Source organism: Acidovorax sp. FG48 (assembly GCF_057809085.1).
In genome coordinates this window covers 105,176-118,401 of sequence record NZ_JBMDJH010000007.1, presented here as the reverse complement: position 1 = coordinate 118,401, position 13,226 = coordinate 105,176, and the positions used below count along the sequence as shown (strand labels likewise).

General features: G+C 65.3%; 14 protein-coding genes. 6 read left to right on the top strand and 8 right to left on the bottom strand.

Features of this window, described 5'->3' with window-relative positions; translation table 11 throughout:
- Nucleotides 1-6 precede the first annotated feature (6 nt).
- The 4 genes from ACODSU_RS12245 to ACODSU_RS12230 are packed head-to-tail and all read right to left on the bottom strand — an operon-like array spanning nt 7 to nt 3,625.
- The gene (locus ACODSU_RS12245; protein ID WP_488842502.1) at nt 7-828 is read right to left on the bottom strand and encodes an ABC transporter ATP-binding protein; all 822 of its coding nucleotides are present in this window, start codon (nt 826-828) and stop codon (nt 7-9) included.
- The gene (locus tag ACODSU_RS12240) at nt 825-1,664 is read right to left on the bottom strand and encodes an ABC transporter ATP-binding protein (protein ID WP_488842501.1); all 840 of its coding nucleotides are present in this window, start codon (nt 1,662-1,664) and stop codon (nt 825-827) included. Before ACODSU_RS12240 ends, ACODSU_RS12245 begins: the two co-directional genes overlap by 4 nt.
- Before the next feature lie 5 nt (nt 1,665-1,669).
- Nucleotides 1,670-2,746 (bottom strand): branched-chain amino acid ABC transporter permease, encoded by a 1,077-nt coding sequence (locus tag ACODSU_RS12235; protein ID WP_209816223.1) that lies wholly within the window; start codon nt 2,744-2,746, stop codon nt 1,670-1,672.
- A 3-nt stretch (nt 2,747-2,749) separates the two neighbouring features.
- Nucleotides 2,750-3,625, bottom strand: a complete 876-nt coding sequence (locus tag ACODSU_RS12230; protein ID WP_056059365.1) for a branched-chain amino acid ABC transporter permease — start codon at nt 3,623-3,625, stop codon at nt 2,750-2,752.
- A 289-nt stretch (nt 3,626-3,914) separates the two neighbouring features.
- Here ACODSU_RS12230 and ACODSU_RS12225 point away from each other — a divergent pair, with 289 nt between their 5' ends.
- The 3 genes from ACODSU_RS12225 to ACODSU_RS12215 all read left to right on the top strand — a co-directional run bounded on the left by ACODSU_RS12225 (nt 3,915) and on the right by ACODSU_RS12215 (nt 6,019).
- Nucleotides 3,915-4,712 carry a crotonase/enoyl-CoA hydratase family protein gene (locus ACODSU_RS12225; RefSeq protein ID WP_488842500.1) on the top strand — a complete coding sequence of 266 codons (798 nt, stop codon included), beginning with the start codon at nt 3,915-3,917 and terminating at the stop codon, nt 4,710-4,712.
- A 107-nt stretch (nt 4,713-4,819) separates the two neighbouring features.
- Entirely contained in the window at nt 4,820-5,305 is a 486-nt protein-coding gene (locus ACODSU_RS12220; protein ID WP_488842499.1) for a thioesterase family protein, read from the top strand.
- Nucleotides 5,306-5,458: 153 nt separating this feature from the next.
- A complete protein-coding gene (locus ACODSU_RS12215; RefSeq protein WP_209816219.1) occupies nt 5,459-6,019 on the top strand; it encodes a bactofilin family protein in 561 nt (186 codons plus the stop codon).
- Nucleotides 6,020-6,092: 73 nt separating this feature from the next.
- Here ACODSU_RS12215 and ACODSU_RS12210 read toward each other — a convergent pair whose 3' ends face one another.
- Nucleotides 6,093-6,515 (bottom strand): acyl-CoA thioesterase, encoded by a 423-nt coding sequence (locus tag ACODSU_RS12210; protein WP_015012492.1) that lies wholly within the window; start codon nt 6,513-6,515, stop codon nt 6,093-6,095.
- A gap of 127 nt (nt 6,516-6,642) precedes the next feature.
- Here ACODSU_RS12210 and ACODSU_RS12205 point away from each other — a divergent pair, with 127 nt between their 5' ends.
- The 3 genes from ACODSU_RS12205 to ACODSU_RS12195 all read left to right on the top strand — a co-directional run bounded on the left by ACODSU_RS12205 (nt 6,643) and on the right by ACODSU_RS12195 (nt 9,881).
- A complete protein-coding gene (locus ACODSU_RS12205; protein ID WP_488842498.1) occupies nt 6,643-8,499 on the top strand; it encodes an ABCB family ABC transporter ATP-binding protein/permease in 1,857 nt (618 codons plus the stop codon).
- A 43-nt stretch (nt 8,500-8,542) separates the two neighbouring features.
- Entirely contained in the window at nt 8,543-9,475 is a 933-nt protein-coding gene (locus ACODSU_RS12200) for a 2-hydroxyacid dehydrogenase (RefSeq protein ID WP_488842497.1), read from the top strand.
- A 73-nt stretch (nt 9,476-9,548) separates the two neighbouring features.
- Nucleotides 9,549-9,881 (top strand): nucleotide pyrophosphohydrolase, encoded by a 333-nt coding sequence (locus ACODSU_RS12195; RefSeq protein ID WP_343733898.1) that lies wholly within the window; start codon nt 9,549-9,551, stop codon nt 9,879-9,881.
- 174 nt (nt 9,882-10,055) lie between these two features.
- Here the strand turns inward: ACODSU_RS12195 and ACODSU_RS12190 are convergent, their stop codons facing one another.
- The 3 genes from ACODSU_RS12190 to ACODSU_RS12180 are packed head-to-tail and all read right to left on the bottom strand — an operon-like array spanning nt 10,056 to nt 12,982.
- Nucleotides 10,056-11,093: a DctP family TRAP transporter solute-binding subunit gene (locus tag ACODSU_RS12190; protein WP_209816215.1), complete on the bottom strand. Its 1,038-nt coding sequence runs from the start codon at nt 11,091-11,093 to the stop codon at nt 10,056-10,058.
- Between the two features lie 39 nt (nt 11,094-11,132).
- Nucleotides 11,133-12,431 carry a TRAP transporter large permease gene (locus ACODSU_RS12185; protein ID WP_488842496.1) on the bottom strand — a complete coding sequence of 433 codons (1,299 nt, stop codon included), beginning with the start codon at nt 12,429-12,431 and terminating at the stop codon, nt 11,133-11,135.
- Nucleotides 12,428-12,982, bottom strand: coding sequence for a TRAP transporter small permease (locus tag ACODSU_RS12180; protein WP_110961431.1), 555 nt, complete (start codon nt 12,980-12,982; stop codon nt 12,428-12,430). The genes ACODSU_RS12185 and ACODSU_RS12180 overlap by 4 nt, the downstream gene beginning before the upstream one ends.
- Nucleotides 12,983-13,226: the final 244 nt, after the last annotated feature.

Here is a 13,226-nt window from a genome sequence, read left to right as displayed (position 1 = left end):
TTGTCCTCACCGCCATGTCTTCTTCTTTTTCCACCGCCGCTCGCCGCGCACGCCTTCATCCTTCATGCCGAGGTAGAACTCCTTGATATCGTCCTTTTCGCGCAGGCGTTCGCAGCTGTCTTCCATCACGATGCGGCCGTTCTCCAGCACGTAGCCGTAGTCCGATGCATTGAGCGCCATGTTGGCGTTCTGCTCCACCAGCAGGATGGTGGTGCCGCGCTCGCGGTTGATGCGCACGACGATCTCGAAGATCTCCTTGGTGAGCTTGGGGGAGAGGCCCAGGCTGGGCTCGTCCAGCAGGATGAGTTCGGGGTTGGCCATGAGCGCGCGCGAGATGGCCAGCATCTGCTGCTGCCCGCCCGAGAGCAGGCCCGCATCCTGCGCGGCGCGCTCCTTCAGGATGGGGAAGTAGCCGAACACCGTCTCGATGTCGCGCGCCACTGCGTCCTTGTCGGCGCGGGTGTAGGCGCCCATCAGCAGGTTGTCGCGCACGGACAGCAGCGGGAACACCTCGCGCCCCTCGGGCACATGCATCAGGCCCCGGCGCACGATGGCGGCCGGGTCGTTGGCGGTGATGTCGGCGCCCTGGAATTCGATGGAGCCCTTGCGGGGGTCGATGATGCCGCTGATGGTCTTCAGGATGGTGGTCTTGCCCGCGCCATTGCTGCCCAGCACGGCGGCGATCTCGCCGCGCCGCACCTGCAAGCTCACGCCGCGGATGGCCTTGATGGGGCCGTAGGCGCTCTCCACGTTCTGCAGGCGCAGCAGGGGCTGGTCGGCGGCGCTGGCTGCCGGGCTGGTGGCGGGGGCGGATAGCACGGCGCTCATGTGCGGACTCCCATGCTGGAACCCGCTGGGCGGCGCAGGTTGCTCACATCGTCGATGGTGCCCAGATAGGCCTCGATCACCCCGGGGTGCGTTTGCACCTCGCGCGGCGTGCCCATGGCCACTACCTCGCCCTGGTTCATGGCCAGCACGCGGTCGGACACCTTGGAGACCAGCGACATGTCGTGTTCCACCATCAGCACGGTGATGCCCAGCTCGTGCTGGATGTCCTGGATCCAGAAGGCCATGTCGTCAGTTTCCTCCACGTTCAGGCCCGACGAGGGCTCGTCGAGCAGCAGCAACTGCGGCTCGGTGCACAGCGCACGGGCCAGCTCCACCACCTTGCGCACGCCGTAGGGCAAGCCGGCCACCATGGTGTCGCGGTAGTGCTGCAGGTCGAGAAAATCGATGACCTGCTCTGCCTTCTCCCGGGCCTGAACTTCGCCTTCGCGCACCTTGCGGGTGAAGAACATCTCAGCCCACAGGCTGCTGTGCTGCCGGGTGTGGCGGCCGATCAGAAGGTTGTGCAGCACGCTGGCGTGCTCGAAGAGTTCGATGTTCTGGAAGGTGCGCGCAATGCCCATGCCCGCCACCTTGTGGGGTGGCTGATCGGTGAGCGGCAGCATGGCGCCGCCGGGGCCCGCGTAGGCAATGGTGCCAGTGGTGGGCGTGTAGATGCGGCTGATAAGGTTGAATACCGTGGTCTTGCCCGCGCCGTTGGGGCCGATGAGGGTGAACACCTCGCCGCGCCGCACGTCAAAGCTCACGTTGTTGACCGCCAGCACGCCGCCAAAGCGGACGCTCAAGTTCTGGGCCGAAAGCAGGACTTCGTTGGTCATCTCTGTCATTTCAACCTGTCGGATTTTTGGAAAGACTTCTGCCGCTTGAACAGGCCCTTGCGATAGAACGGGAACATCTGCAGCCAGGTGCGCACCTTGAGCCAGCGGCCATACAAGCCCATGGGCTCGAACAGCACAAACGCAATCAGCACCGCGCCGTACACCACCGCCTGCAGGCCGGGCGACTGGCCGATGGAGTCCGGCAACCAGTCCTTGCCCAGGGAGATGAGCTGCGGCATGGAGATCAGGAAGATCGCGCCCAAAAAGGCGCCGTGCACCGAGCCCAGCCCACCGATCACGATCATCAGCAGCAGGTCGATGGACTGCAGGATGTTGAACTGGTCGGGCGAGATGAACTGCAGCTTGTGCGCGTACAACGCCCCGCCGATGCCTGCAAGCGCGGCCGATATGGAGAACGACAGCGTCTTGTAGCGCGCGAGGTGGATGCCCATGCTCTGCGCCGAAATCTCTGAATCACGGATGGCGACAAACGCGCGGCCTGTGGGCGAGCGCAGCAGGTTCAGGATGGCGAGCGTGCTCACCACCGCAATCACCAGACACAAGAAGTAGAACGACTCCGTGGTCTCGAACGAGTAGCCCGCGATCTGTGGCGGCACCAGGTGCTTGCCCGAGTTGCCACCCGTTACCGACTCCCATCGCGCGAACACTTCTTCGACGATGAACCCGAACGACAGCGTGGCCATGCCCAGGTAGATGCCCTTCACGCGCAGCGCGGGCAACCCCACCACTACCCCCACCGCAGCCGACAGCCCCGCCGCGCAGGCCAGCGACAGCGCAAACGGCCAGCCCATGCCCGTGAGTACCGCTTGGGTGTACGCCCCCACCCCCAGAAACGCCGCATGCCCCAGCGAGAACAGCCCCGTGAAGCCCGCCAGCAGCATCAGCCCCAGGCCCACGATGGCGTAGATGAGCACAAAGGTGAGCTGGGCCAGCCAGTACTCAGGCGCCACCCAGGGCGCGGCGACCAGCGCCAGGCAGAGCAGGCTGTACCAGAACACATGCCCACCATGCTTGGCGAGGCGAATGTCTTGCTCGTACGAGGTCTTGAAGAGAAAGCGCATGGGTCAGACTTTCTTTCTCAGCTTCTCGCCGAACAGTCCGTTGGGTTTGACCATCAGCATGATCAGCACCACGATGTACGCGGCCGTGTCCTTGAACCCATCGGGCAGATAGAAGCCCGAGAGCGATTCGACGATGCCGATCACCAGTCCGCCGACGATGGCGCCGGGCAGGCTGCCAAAGCCCCCCACCACGGCGGCCGGGAAGGCCTTGAGACCGATCAGCCCCATGTTGGCGTGCACGAAGGTGATGGGCGCCAGCAGCAGGCCCGCCACCGCCGCCACCGCAGCGGCAAGCCCCCAGGCCAGGCCGTTGAGCCGCTGCACCGGAATGCCCATGTAGTACGCGGCCAGCTGGTTCTGCGACGACGCCTGCATGGCAATGCCCAGCTTGCTGTAGCGGAACATGGCGAACAGCAGCACGCACAGCACGCCCGTGGCGCCAATCACCACCAGCTGCTCGGCGTTGAGCACCAGCGCACCGAGGCGAAACGACAGGTCCTTGTAGGGCACGGGCAGCGTATGCGTCTCGGTGCCGATGTTGGGGATCATGGTCACCAGCCCGCGCAACACGTAGCCGATGCCGATGGTGAGCATGACGATGGAGAAGGCGGGCTGGCCGAGGATGGGGCGAATCACGGCGCGCTCCAGCACCACGCCAAAGCAGCCCATGGCCAGGATGCTGGCCAGCACCGCCACCCAGAAGGGAAAGCCCAGCACCGTCATCAGTGCCAGCCCGCAGAAGGCGCCGAGCATCATGAGTTCGCCCTGGGCAAAGCTCACGGTCTCCGTGGCCTTGTAGATGAGCACAAAGCCCAGCGCGATCAGGCCATAGATGCACCCCTGGGAGACACCGCTGATCAACAGTTGCACAAATTGCACACTGGCTCTCCAGATTGAGACCTGAGCCGGTGGGCGCAAAGCGTGTGGCGGCTGGCAGCACGCACTTTGTGAAACCCTGTGGGCACAAGACCTGCAGAATATTTTTACAAAGCGATTGCTTTGCATAAATAATGGTGCACGTGCCCGGCACAGACCGCACTCGGGGCTAACCCTGATGGGGGCCTGTGAGCAGGTTGCGGCGCATATTGACGCAGTGCTGCACCCTGCGCAATAGGAATAACGTCGGGTGGGAGAACAGGTTTTGGGCCCCCCGCCACAGGAGACGCACATGTCGGTAGAGGTTGAAACGCAAGGTGGTGTCACGCTGGTGACATTGCGCCGGCCTGGCGTGCGCAACGCCGTCGATGCCGGGACCGCCCACGCGCTGCACGCTGCCTTTGTGGCCTTTGAGCAAGACGACAGTGCCCATGTGGCGGTGTTCCAGGGGGCTGGCGGGCATTTCTGCGCGGGCTGGGACCTGCAATCGGGCGCGCGTTTGCTGGCCGACGGCGTCACCCCTGAGGCGCTGGCAGACACGCTGGACTTCACGGCCGATACCGTCCACCCGCCCGGGCCCATGGGGCCCAGCCGTCTGCAGTTGTCCAAGCCGGTGATCGCGGCCATCGAAGGCGCGGCGGTGGCGGGCGGCATGGAGCTGGCGCTGTGGTGCGACCTGCGCGTGATGGCAGAGGACGCGTACATGGGCGTGTTCTGCCGCCGCTTTGGCGTGCCACTGATTGACGGCGGCACCGTGCGGCTGCCGCGCCTGGTGGGCCTGTCGCATGCGCTGGACTTGATCCTGACCGGTCGCAAGGTCGAGGCCGACGAGGCCCTGCGCATGGGCCTGTGCAATCGCGTGGTGCCCACTGGGCAGGCCCTGGAAGCCGCCCTGGCGCTGGCCCACCAGCTCGCCGCCTTTCCGCAGCCCACCTTGCGCGCCGACCGTGCCAGCGCGCTGGCCGCCGAGGGCTTGCCCCTGCAGCAGGCGCTGCTGCAGGAGTGGGCGGGTGGCCGCGAATGCCTGGCCGAGGCACTGCGCGGAGCCTCGCGTTTTGCGGCCGGGCAAGGGCGCCACGGCGAGTTTTGAGCCAAAATGGTCGCAGGTGCTGGTATATCAAGCGCCAGCAGCTATAAAAACAGGAGTCATCGGTCTCCGGCAGGCGCAACGCCCCGCCGGGCCGCCCACAGCACACCATGAGCAAAACCATTCCCTCCCAGCCCCAGGCTTTCGAGCCCGAGTTCATTGCCGGGCTCAAGTCCATCTTTGAAGAAAAGATCGTGTTCAACCAGGTGCTGGGCCTCAAGATCACATCGCTGGCGCCCGATGGCGTGGTGGGGCGTATCGACATGAAGCCCGACCTGGTGGGCCACTACGCCTACAACCGCATCCACGGAGGCGTGATCAGCGCGGGATTGGATGCCATGGGTGGGCTGGCCGTGATGGCCGCAATTGGCGCCAAGCACCTGGATGAGCCGCCCGAGCAGCGCCTGCACCGCTTTGCCAAGCTGGGCACCATCGACCTGCGCATCGACTACCTGCGCCCCGGCATTGGCAGCCACTTCGAGCTGCGCGCGCAGGTGCTGCGCCTGGGCTCCCGTGTTGCCACCACGCGCATGGAGTTTCTCGGGCCAGACGGGCAGATCATGTCGGCGGGGGCGGCGGCGTACATAGTGTCCTGACGCGTAGGCTGCGGTACACAACCGCGGGATGTGTAATCCCGCAAGCCCTGCAAGCGCATGCAACCATCGAACCGTTTGGTTACGGTTCTTGCGTAACGAGGGCATTTTTTTGCGCGCCGCAAACCTAGCATGGCCTCTTTTCAAGGAGATCTGATGGCCGTGCAAAACCCCTTTTTTGGCAAGCGTGAACCCGAATCGTTCCAGCCCCGCAGCAGCACTACCTCGGGCTCCGTATTGGGGAGCAATGCGGTGAACAACAGTGCCGCATCGGCACAGCCGGTGCCCCCAGCGGCAGCCCCCAAGCCCAGCAGCGCCAGCGACAGCTCGGGCAGCAAGCTCACGGTGGGCCCCAACATCAAGCTCAAGGGCGTGGAGATCACCGATTGCGACACCCTCGTGGTCGAGGGCACCGTCGAGGCCACGATGGACTCGCGCGTGATCCAGATTTCGGAGAACGGAGCGTTCAAGGGCTCGGCCGAGATCGACATTGCCGAGATCCACGGCGAGTTCAACGGCACGCTCACCGTGCGCCAGAAGCTGGTGATCTACAGCTCGGGCAAAGTCAACGGCAAGATCCGCTACGGCAAGCTCGTGGTGGAAGAGGGCGGCCAGCTGGCGGGTGAGATCGAGGCAGGGTTTTCTACCTCCTCGTCCAGTGGCACACAGCGCGCTGCAGCGCCGTTGAGGGCAGAGCCCGCCGCGTTGGCGGCCTGATCCAGCCCCTGGGGCCGCGTGCGGGCAGACGCTGCCCGGCGCGGCCCACCCACCTGGGCTGCTACGAATCCGCTTACGCAGGCGCGTTGTGCTTGGGCACCGGGCGCGGCCTGCCCTGGTGGTCGATGGCCACATACGTCAGGCGCGCCTCCGTCACTTTCACATACTGCCCCTGGGCAGAAAAACGCTCGGCATACACCTCCACCTCTACGGTGACCGAGGTGTTGCCCACCCGCGTGATGGCCGAGAAGAACGACAGGATGTCGCCCACGCGCACGGGCTGCTTGAAGATGAATTCATTGACCGCCACCGTGGCCATGCGACCCTGGATGTAGCGCGCGGGCAGCACGGAGCCCGCCAAGTCCACCTGCGCCATCACCCATCCGCCAAAGATGTCGCCATTGCCGTTGGTGTCGGCGGGCATGGGGATGACCTTGAGCACCAGTTCCTTGTCGGTGGGCAATGCGGCGGGTGGTGGGCTGAAAACAGCAGACATGGGCACAATCTCGGTTGGGGCTGAGCCAATCCTTGGGGAAACCGGTGGTTTGACAAGGCCTCGCGCCCTGAAAAAGCCACCTGGGCATCAGCCAGGTCGGTAAAAACAACAACCGGAATTGTCCCCCATGCGCCACCACGGCGAAACCTCCCCCCCTGCCGCCGCCAGCGCGCCCGGTGCCACCGCCAGTGGCACGGCCGCCAGTCCCGCACCGGTCCAGTCGGACTGGGTCACCCTGCACCGATTGCTGCCCTACCTGTGGCAATACAAATGGCGCGTGATAGCCGCCATCGTCTTCATGGTGGGCGCCAAGTTCGCCAACGTGGGCGTGCCCATCCTGCTCAAGACGCTGGTCGATGCCATGAGCCTGAAGCCGGGCGACCCCGCCGCGCTGCTGGTGGTGCCGGTGGGGCTGCTGGTGGCCTACGGCGCGCTGCGGCTGTCCACCTCGCTGTTCACCGAGCTGCGCGAGCTGGTGTTTGCCAAGGCCACGCAGGGCGCGGCGCGCTCGATTGCGCTGCAGACCTTTGAGCACCTGCATGCCCTGAGCCTGCGCTTTCACCTGGAGCGGCAGACGGGCGGCATGACGCGCGACATCGAGCGCGGTGTGCGTGGCATCGAGTCGCTGATCTCCTTCACCCTGTTCAATGTGGTGGCCACACTGGTCGAGGTGGTGCTGGTGCTGTCGGTGCTGGCCATCAAGTTCGACGCCTGGTTTGCGTGGATCACATTGGCAGCGCTGGCGCTGTACATCACCTTCACGGTGCTGGTGACCGAGTGGCGGACCAAATTTCGCCGCGAGGCCAACGAGTTCGACTCGGCCGCGCACTCCAAGGCCGTGGACTCGCTGCTCAACTACGAGACGGTCAAGTACTTCAACAACGAAGGCTTCGAGGCCCGCCGCTATGACGAAAGCCTGGAGCGCCTACGCCGTGCGCGCCTGAAGAGCCAGACCACGCTGTCCATGCTCAACACCGGCCAGCAGCTCATCATTGCCGTGGGCCTGGTGGCCATGCTCTGGCGCGCCACGCAGGGCGTGGTCGATGGCCGCATGACGCTGGGCGACCTCGTCATGGTCAACGCGTTCATGATCCAACTCTACATCCCGCTCAACTTTCTGGGCGTGATCTACCGCGAAATCAAGCAGAGCCTCACGGACCTGGACAAGATGTTCACGCTCATGGACAAGGAGCGCGAGGTGGCCGACGCCCCCGGCGCCCAGCCGCTGGCGGGGCTGGACCAGCCCACCGTGCGTTTTGAGGACGTGGTGTTTGCGTATGACCCCAAGGGCGGGCGCACCATCCTGCAGGGCATCAGCTTCGAGATTCCGGCGGGCAAGACGGTGGCAGTGGTCGGGCCCTCGGGCTCGGGCAAAAGCACGCTGGCGCGGCTGCTGTTCCGCTTCTACGACATCCAGCAGGGCCGCATCACCATTGCGGGGCAGGAGATCCGCAGCGTGACCCAGGCCAGCGTGCGCCAGGCCATTGGCATCGTGCCGCAGGACACCGTGCTGTTCAACGACACCGTGGCCTACAACATCGCCTACGGCCGCCCCGGTGCCACGCAGGAAGAGATCGAAGCCGCCGCCCGTGCCGCGCGCATCCACGACTTCATCGCCAGCACCCCCAAGGGCTACGCCACCATGGTGGGCGAGCGGGGGCTCAAGCTCTCGGGCGGTGAAAAGCAGCGCGTGGCGATTGCGCGCACGTTGCTCAAGAACCCGCCCATCCTGATCTTTGACGAAGCCACCAGCGCGCTGGACTCCGCCAACGAGCGCGCCATCCAGGCCGAGCTGCAGGGCGTGGCGCAGAACAAGACCACGCTGGTGATTGCGCACCGCCTGTCCACGGTGGTGGACGCGCACGAGATCCTGGTCATGGACGCGGGCCGCATCATCGAGCGTGGCACGCACGCGCAGCTGCTGGCCCTGGGTGGCCGCTACGCCAGCATGTGGTCGCTCCAGCAAAGTGATGCCTCCGCTTGAGCCGCGTCTTTCTCTCTTTCATTTGTTTCGCGATTTGTCATCCATGAAGCCCGTCCTGCTTGCCCTCATGTTTTTGTCTGAAGAGCACATCGCGCAGATGGCCCAGACCTTTGAAGTGATCTACGCCCCCGATGCACCGCAGGCCGCCACCGCCATCGCGCAGCACGGCAGCCGCGTGCGTGTGGTGCTCACCATTGGTGCGGTGGGCCTGAGCCCGGCGCAGATCGATGCGCTGCCCGCGCTCACCCTCATCTGCGCACTGGGCGCAGGCTACGAGAACGTGGCGGTGGCCCATGCCAAGGCGCGCGGCATTGTGGTGGCCACCGGTGCAGGCACCAACGACGACTGCGTGGCCGACCACACCTGGGGCCTGCTGATCGCGGCGCAGCGCCGCATCCTGCCGCTGGACAAGGCCACCCGCGCAGGCATCTGGCGCACCGCTTTGCCGCTGCCCCCCAATGTGTCGCACAAGCGCCTGGGCATCATCGGCCTTGGCACCATTGGCAAGAAGATTGCGCAGCGCGCCCTGGGCTTCGAGATCGAGGTGGGCTACCACAACCGCAGCGCCCGCACCGATGTGCCTTACCGCTACTTTGCCGATGTGGCAGCGCTGGCCGCGTGGGCAGACTTTCTTGTCATCGCCACGCCCGGGGGCGCGGGTACCAAGCATCTGGTCAACGCAGCAGTGCTGAAGGCGCTGGGCCCGCGCGGCGTGGTGGTCAACATCGCACGTGGCAGTGTGATCGACACCGCCGCCCTGACCGCCGCTCTGCGCGAAGGCCGCATCGCCGCAGCGGGCCTGGATGTGTACGAGAGCGAGCCCTTGCCCCCGGCCGAGCTGCTGGACCTTGACAACGTGGTGCTCACACCGCACGTGGCGGGCTGGTCGCCCGAAGCCGTGCAGGCCTCGGTGGACCGGTTCATGGAAAACGCCCGGCGCCACCTGGCGGGCGAGGCACCGGTCACGCCGGTGTGATGGGTTTCAGGTATTTCAGGCCGCTAGCGCAGGTTGAATATGCGCTGGTAGCTATTGAATCAGGAGCAATGGAATGTCTGTCGATCTGACGGCGCTGCAGGCCCGGTTGCGCGCATTTGCGGCAGAGCGGCAGTGGCAGCCGTTCCACACGCCCAAGAACCTGGCGATGGCGCTGATGGTGGAGGCGGCCGAGCTGGCGGAGATCTTTCAGTGGATGACGCCGGAGCAATCGCTGGCGGTAGCAGGCGATCCGGCGCTGAAGGAGCCCATTGCCGATGAGGTGGCCGACGTGCTGCTGTACCTGCTGCAGCTGGCGGACCACGCGGGCGTGGACCTGGCCGAGGCGGTGGAGCACAAGCTGCGCAAAAACGCGGTCAAGCACCCGGTTCCCGATGATTTGAAGTGAAAGTGGCGGGTAGCGATAGTGCAATAATCCTTGAGTGCTATCAAATAGATAGTGAAATCGCAGGCCTGTCACCCGCAGTTGCCTTTATGCCCGCCCAGCAAAAAGCCCCGCCATGGCGGGGCTTGGGCAGACACCGGGCGACTGCCGTGCACCGGTGTCGGGTCCACTGAAGGATTATTTCTTGCGGGCGGCAATCGCCTTCTCTGCAGAGCCCACCAGGTCGGCGCCGATCTGGCCCTTCCACTTTTCGTACACGGGGCGCGTGGCCTTCACGAACGCGTCGCGCTCGGCGGCAGACAGCTGCGTCACGGTCACGCCGTTGGCGGCGATTTCCTTGAGCAGGGGCTTGTCGGCCTCGACCATGCCTTTGCGGGCGATGGCGATTTCTTCCTTGCCGGCGTCGATGGCGGCCTGCTTCACGATCTCGCGGTCCGCAGGGGTCCACGACGCCCAGATGTCCTTGTTCACCACGAAAACCAGCGGGTCGTTCACGTAGCCCCACATGGTGATGTGCTTCTGGGCCACGGTGTGCAGCTTGGCGGCCTGGTACACGGCAATGGGGTTCTCCTGGCCGTCCACGGCGCCGCTGGCAAACGCGGGCTGTGCGTCGGCCCAGCTCATCTGCGTGGGGTTGGCGCCCAGCGCGGTGAAGGTGTCCAGGAACAGGGGCGAGCCCACCACGCGGATCTTCAGGCCCTTGAGGTCGGCAGGGCTCTTGATGGCCAGCTTGGAGTTGGAGATTTCGCGGTAGCCGTTTTCACCCCAGGCCAAGGGCACCACGCCTGCCTTCTCCAGCGTGGTGAAGATCTGCTTGCCCACGTCGCCCTGTGTCACCGCGTCCACAGCGGCGTAATCGGGGAACAGGAAGGGCAGCGAGAACAGGTTGAGCTGCTTGACCTGGGGCGACCAGTTGATGGTGGAGCCCACGGCCATGTCGATCACGCCCTGGCGCAGCGCGCTGAACTCGCGCGTCTGGTCGCCCTGGATCAGGGACACGCCGGGGTAGAGCTTGATGTTGATGCGGCCGTTGGTGCGCTCGCGCACCTTGTTGGCCCACAGCTCGCCGCCCTTGCCCCAGGGGAAGGCCGTGCCCAGCACCAGCGACATGCGGTATTCGCTCTTGTACGTGGTTTGTGCGATGGCGGCCGGTGCGGTGAAGGCGAGGGCGGCGGCAGCGGCCACGGCCGAGGTGAGGAAGGTGCGCAGTTTCATGGGTTGTCTCCTTGTTGGATGGATGAGTGAGAGTGGAAATCAGTAGCCCAGCTGCTGCGGCAGCCAGAGCGCAATCGACGGGAATATGACGACCAACAGCATGGCCAGCGTCATGGCCAGCACCAGCCAGATGACCCAGCGCGTGGTCTGCTCCATGCGCACGTTGGCGATCTTGCTGGACACCATCAGGTTCACCGCCATGGGCGGGGTGAACTGGCCGATGGCCACGGTGAGCGTGAGCACCACGCCAAACCAGACCACGTCCCACTGGTAGTGCTGCATGATGGGCATGAGCAGGGGCACAAAGATCAGGAAGATGGAGATGCCATCCAGGAACATGCCAGCGATCAGCAGCAAGACGATCAGCGCACCGAGCACGCCCTGTTCGCTCAGCCCGGACTGCACGATGGCGCGTGTAATGGGATCAATGACTCCCAGGGTGGACAGCGAGAACGCAAAGATGCCTGCCAGCGACACCACTACGAGGATCACAGCGGACAGCTCGCCCGCCTCCCGCAAGATGGTGAACAGGTCGCGCACACGAATCGTGCGGTGGATGCACATGCCCACAAACAGCCCGTAAAAGACGGCCACTACCGCAGCCTCGGTGGGGGTGAACCATCCCGCACGCATGCCCCCAAGGATCACCACGGGCGCGGCCAGTCCCCAGGACGCCTCGCGCAGGCTGCGCCAGAAAGGCGGGCGCGGCATGTCGGCCTCTGCGGCGCCCATCTTGTGGCGGCGGGCCAGCCACACGGCAGGCACGATCAACGCAAGGCCCGCCAGGATGCCGGGGAACATGCCTGCGGCGAAGAGTGCAGGCACCGAGGCGCCCGGCACCAGCACCGAGTACACGATGAACGCGACCGATGGCGGAATGAGAATGTCGGTGGCTGCGGCACCGGCCACCACGCTGGCCGAGTAGGCAGCGGGATACCCGGCGCGTGCCATGGCTGCGATCATCACCCCACCCACGGCGGCGGCGGTCGCGGGGCCCGAGCCCGAGATGCCGCCCAGGAACATGGCCACGGCAATCGCCACCAGCGGCAGCATGCCAGGCCCCCGGCCCACGATGGACACGGCAAAGTTCACCAGCCGCAACGCCACGCCCGAGCGGTCGAAGATCGAGCCCACCAGCACAAACATCGGGATGGCGAGCAGCGGGTATTTGCCCAAGCCGGCGTAAAAGTTCTGTGGCACCGCCAGCAGACCGAACCAGGGCGCCTCCGCATTGGCGATGGCGATGGCGGTAGCACCCGCCAGGCCCAGCGCCGCGCCAATCGGCACGCCCAGAAACATCATGCCCAGAAAGGCGACAAACAGCAGGGTCGCGATCATGGGCGGGCTCCCTGTTCCGCCGATGCGCGCCGCAGCCGGGCGAACAGTTGCAAGGCCCTTGCCGTGGTCAGCGCGCACAGCACCGGCAGCCAGACCGAGTACCACCACTGCGGCACGCCGATGCCGGGGGAGGTTTCTTCAAACCGGTAGTCGTCCCACACCACGCGGATGCTGAGCACCGTGATGAGTGCAAACAGCAGGGCCACCATCAAGGCGCCGAACTGCGCCAGCACCTGGCGCCGGCGCTCGGAGCCGCCATCGGCAAAGAACTCGATACGGATGTGCAACTGCCGCGCCACGGCGGCGGAGCCGCCGACCATGGCCAGCACGATCATCAGGAACACCGAAATTTCTTCGGTCCACGCAAACGATGCATCGGTGAAATAGCGCACCACCACGTTCACGAAGGTGATGAGCGCCAGGGCGGCCATGGTCAGGACGATGAGCCAGTCTTCCAGGCGCAGGGAACGGGGTTCGTCGAGGGGGGCACTGGGCGCCGCAGCAGGCACTGGGGGCGCAGCAGATGGCCCTTCAGGAGTGGAGGTGGACATGAACGCGGGGAGTCAGAAGAACAGAGGGCCGATGCCGATCTTGCTGCCCGGCGGCGTTGTGCACCTGGGGCGTTGACCGATGATGAGGCGGGGTAGACGCGCTGGGTATTATGCGTCGCTTGCTATGCATGCACAGCATTGGTGCGGTGCCGCAAACGCGGGCGCGGCCTGCGTCGATGCGCCGCGCGCTCTGTAGAAACCCTCATGCCGGCGGCCAGCAGGCTCCAGCCCGCGCGCGGATAAT

Coding starts and splice junctions, on each gene's coding strand:
- ACODSU_RS12245 (WP_488842502.1), bottom strand. CDS start 828: ATGAGCGCCGTGCTATCCGCCCCCGCCACCAGCCCGGCAGCCAGCGCC.
- ACODSU_RS12240 (WP_488842501.1), bottom strand. CDS start 1,664: ATGACCAACGAAGTCCTGCTTTCGGCCCAGAACTTGAGCGTCCGCTTT.
- ACODSU_RS12235 (WP_209816223.1), bottom strand. CDS start 2,746: ATGCGCTTTCTCTTCAAGACCTCGTACGAGCAAGACATTCGCCTCGCC.
- ACODSU_RS12225 (WP_488842500.1), top strand. CDS start 3,915: ATGTCGGTAGAGGTTGAAACGCAAGGTGGTGTCACGCTGGTGACATTG.
- ACODSU_RS12220 (WP_488842499.1), top strand. CDS start 4,820: ATGAGCAAAACCATTCCCTCCCAGCCCCAGGCTTTCGAGCCCGAGTTC.
- ACODSU_RS12215 (WP_209816219.1), top strand. CDS start 5,459: ATGGCCGTGCAAAACCCCTTTTTTGGCAAGCGTGAACCCGAATCGTTC.
- ACODSU_RS12210 (WP_015012492.1), bottom strand. CDS start 6,515: ATGTCTGCTGTTTTCAGCCCACCACCCGCCGCATTGCCCACCGACAAG.
- ACODSU_RS12205 (WP_488842498.1), top strand. CDS start 6,643: ATGCGCCACCACGGCGAAACCTCCCCCCCTGCCGCCGCCAGCGCGCCC.
- ACODSU_RS12200 (WP_488842497.1), top strand. CDS start 8,543: ATGAAGCCCGTCCTGCTTGCCCTCATGTTTTTGTCTGAAGAGCACATC.
- ACODSU_RS12195 (WP_343733898.1), top strand. CDS start 9,549: ATGTCTGTCGATCTGACGGCGCTGCAGGCCCGGTTGCGCGCATTTGCG.
- ACODSU_RS12190 (WP_209816215.1), bottom strand. CDS start 11,093: ATGAAACTGCGCACCTTCCTCACCTCGGCCGTGGCCGCTGCCGCCGCC.
- ACODSU_RS12185 (WP_488842496.1), bottom strand. CDS start 12,431: ATGATCGCGACCCTGCTGTTTGTCGCCTTTCTGGGCATGATGTTTCTG.
- ACODSU_RS12180 (WP_110961431.1), bottom strand. CDS start 12,982: ATGTCCACCTCCACTCCTGAAGGGCCATCTGCTGCGCCCCCAGTGCCT.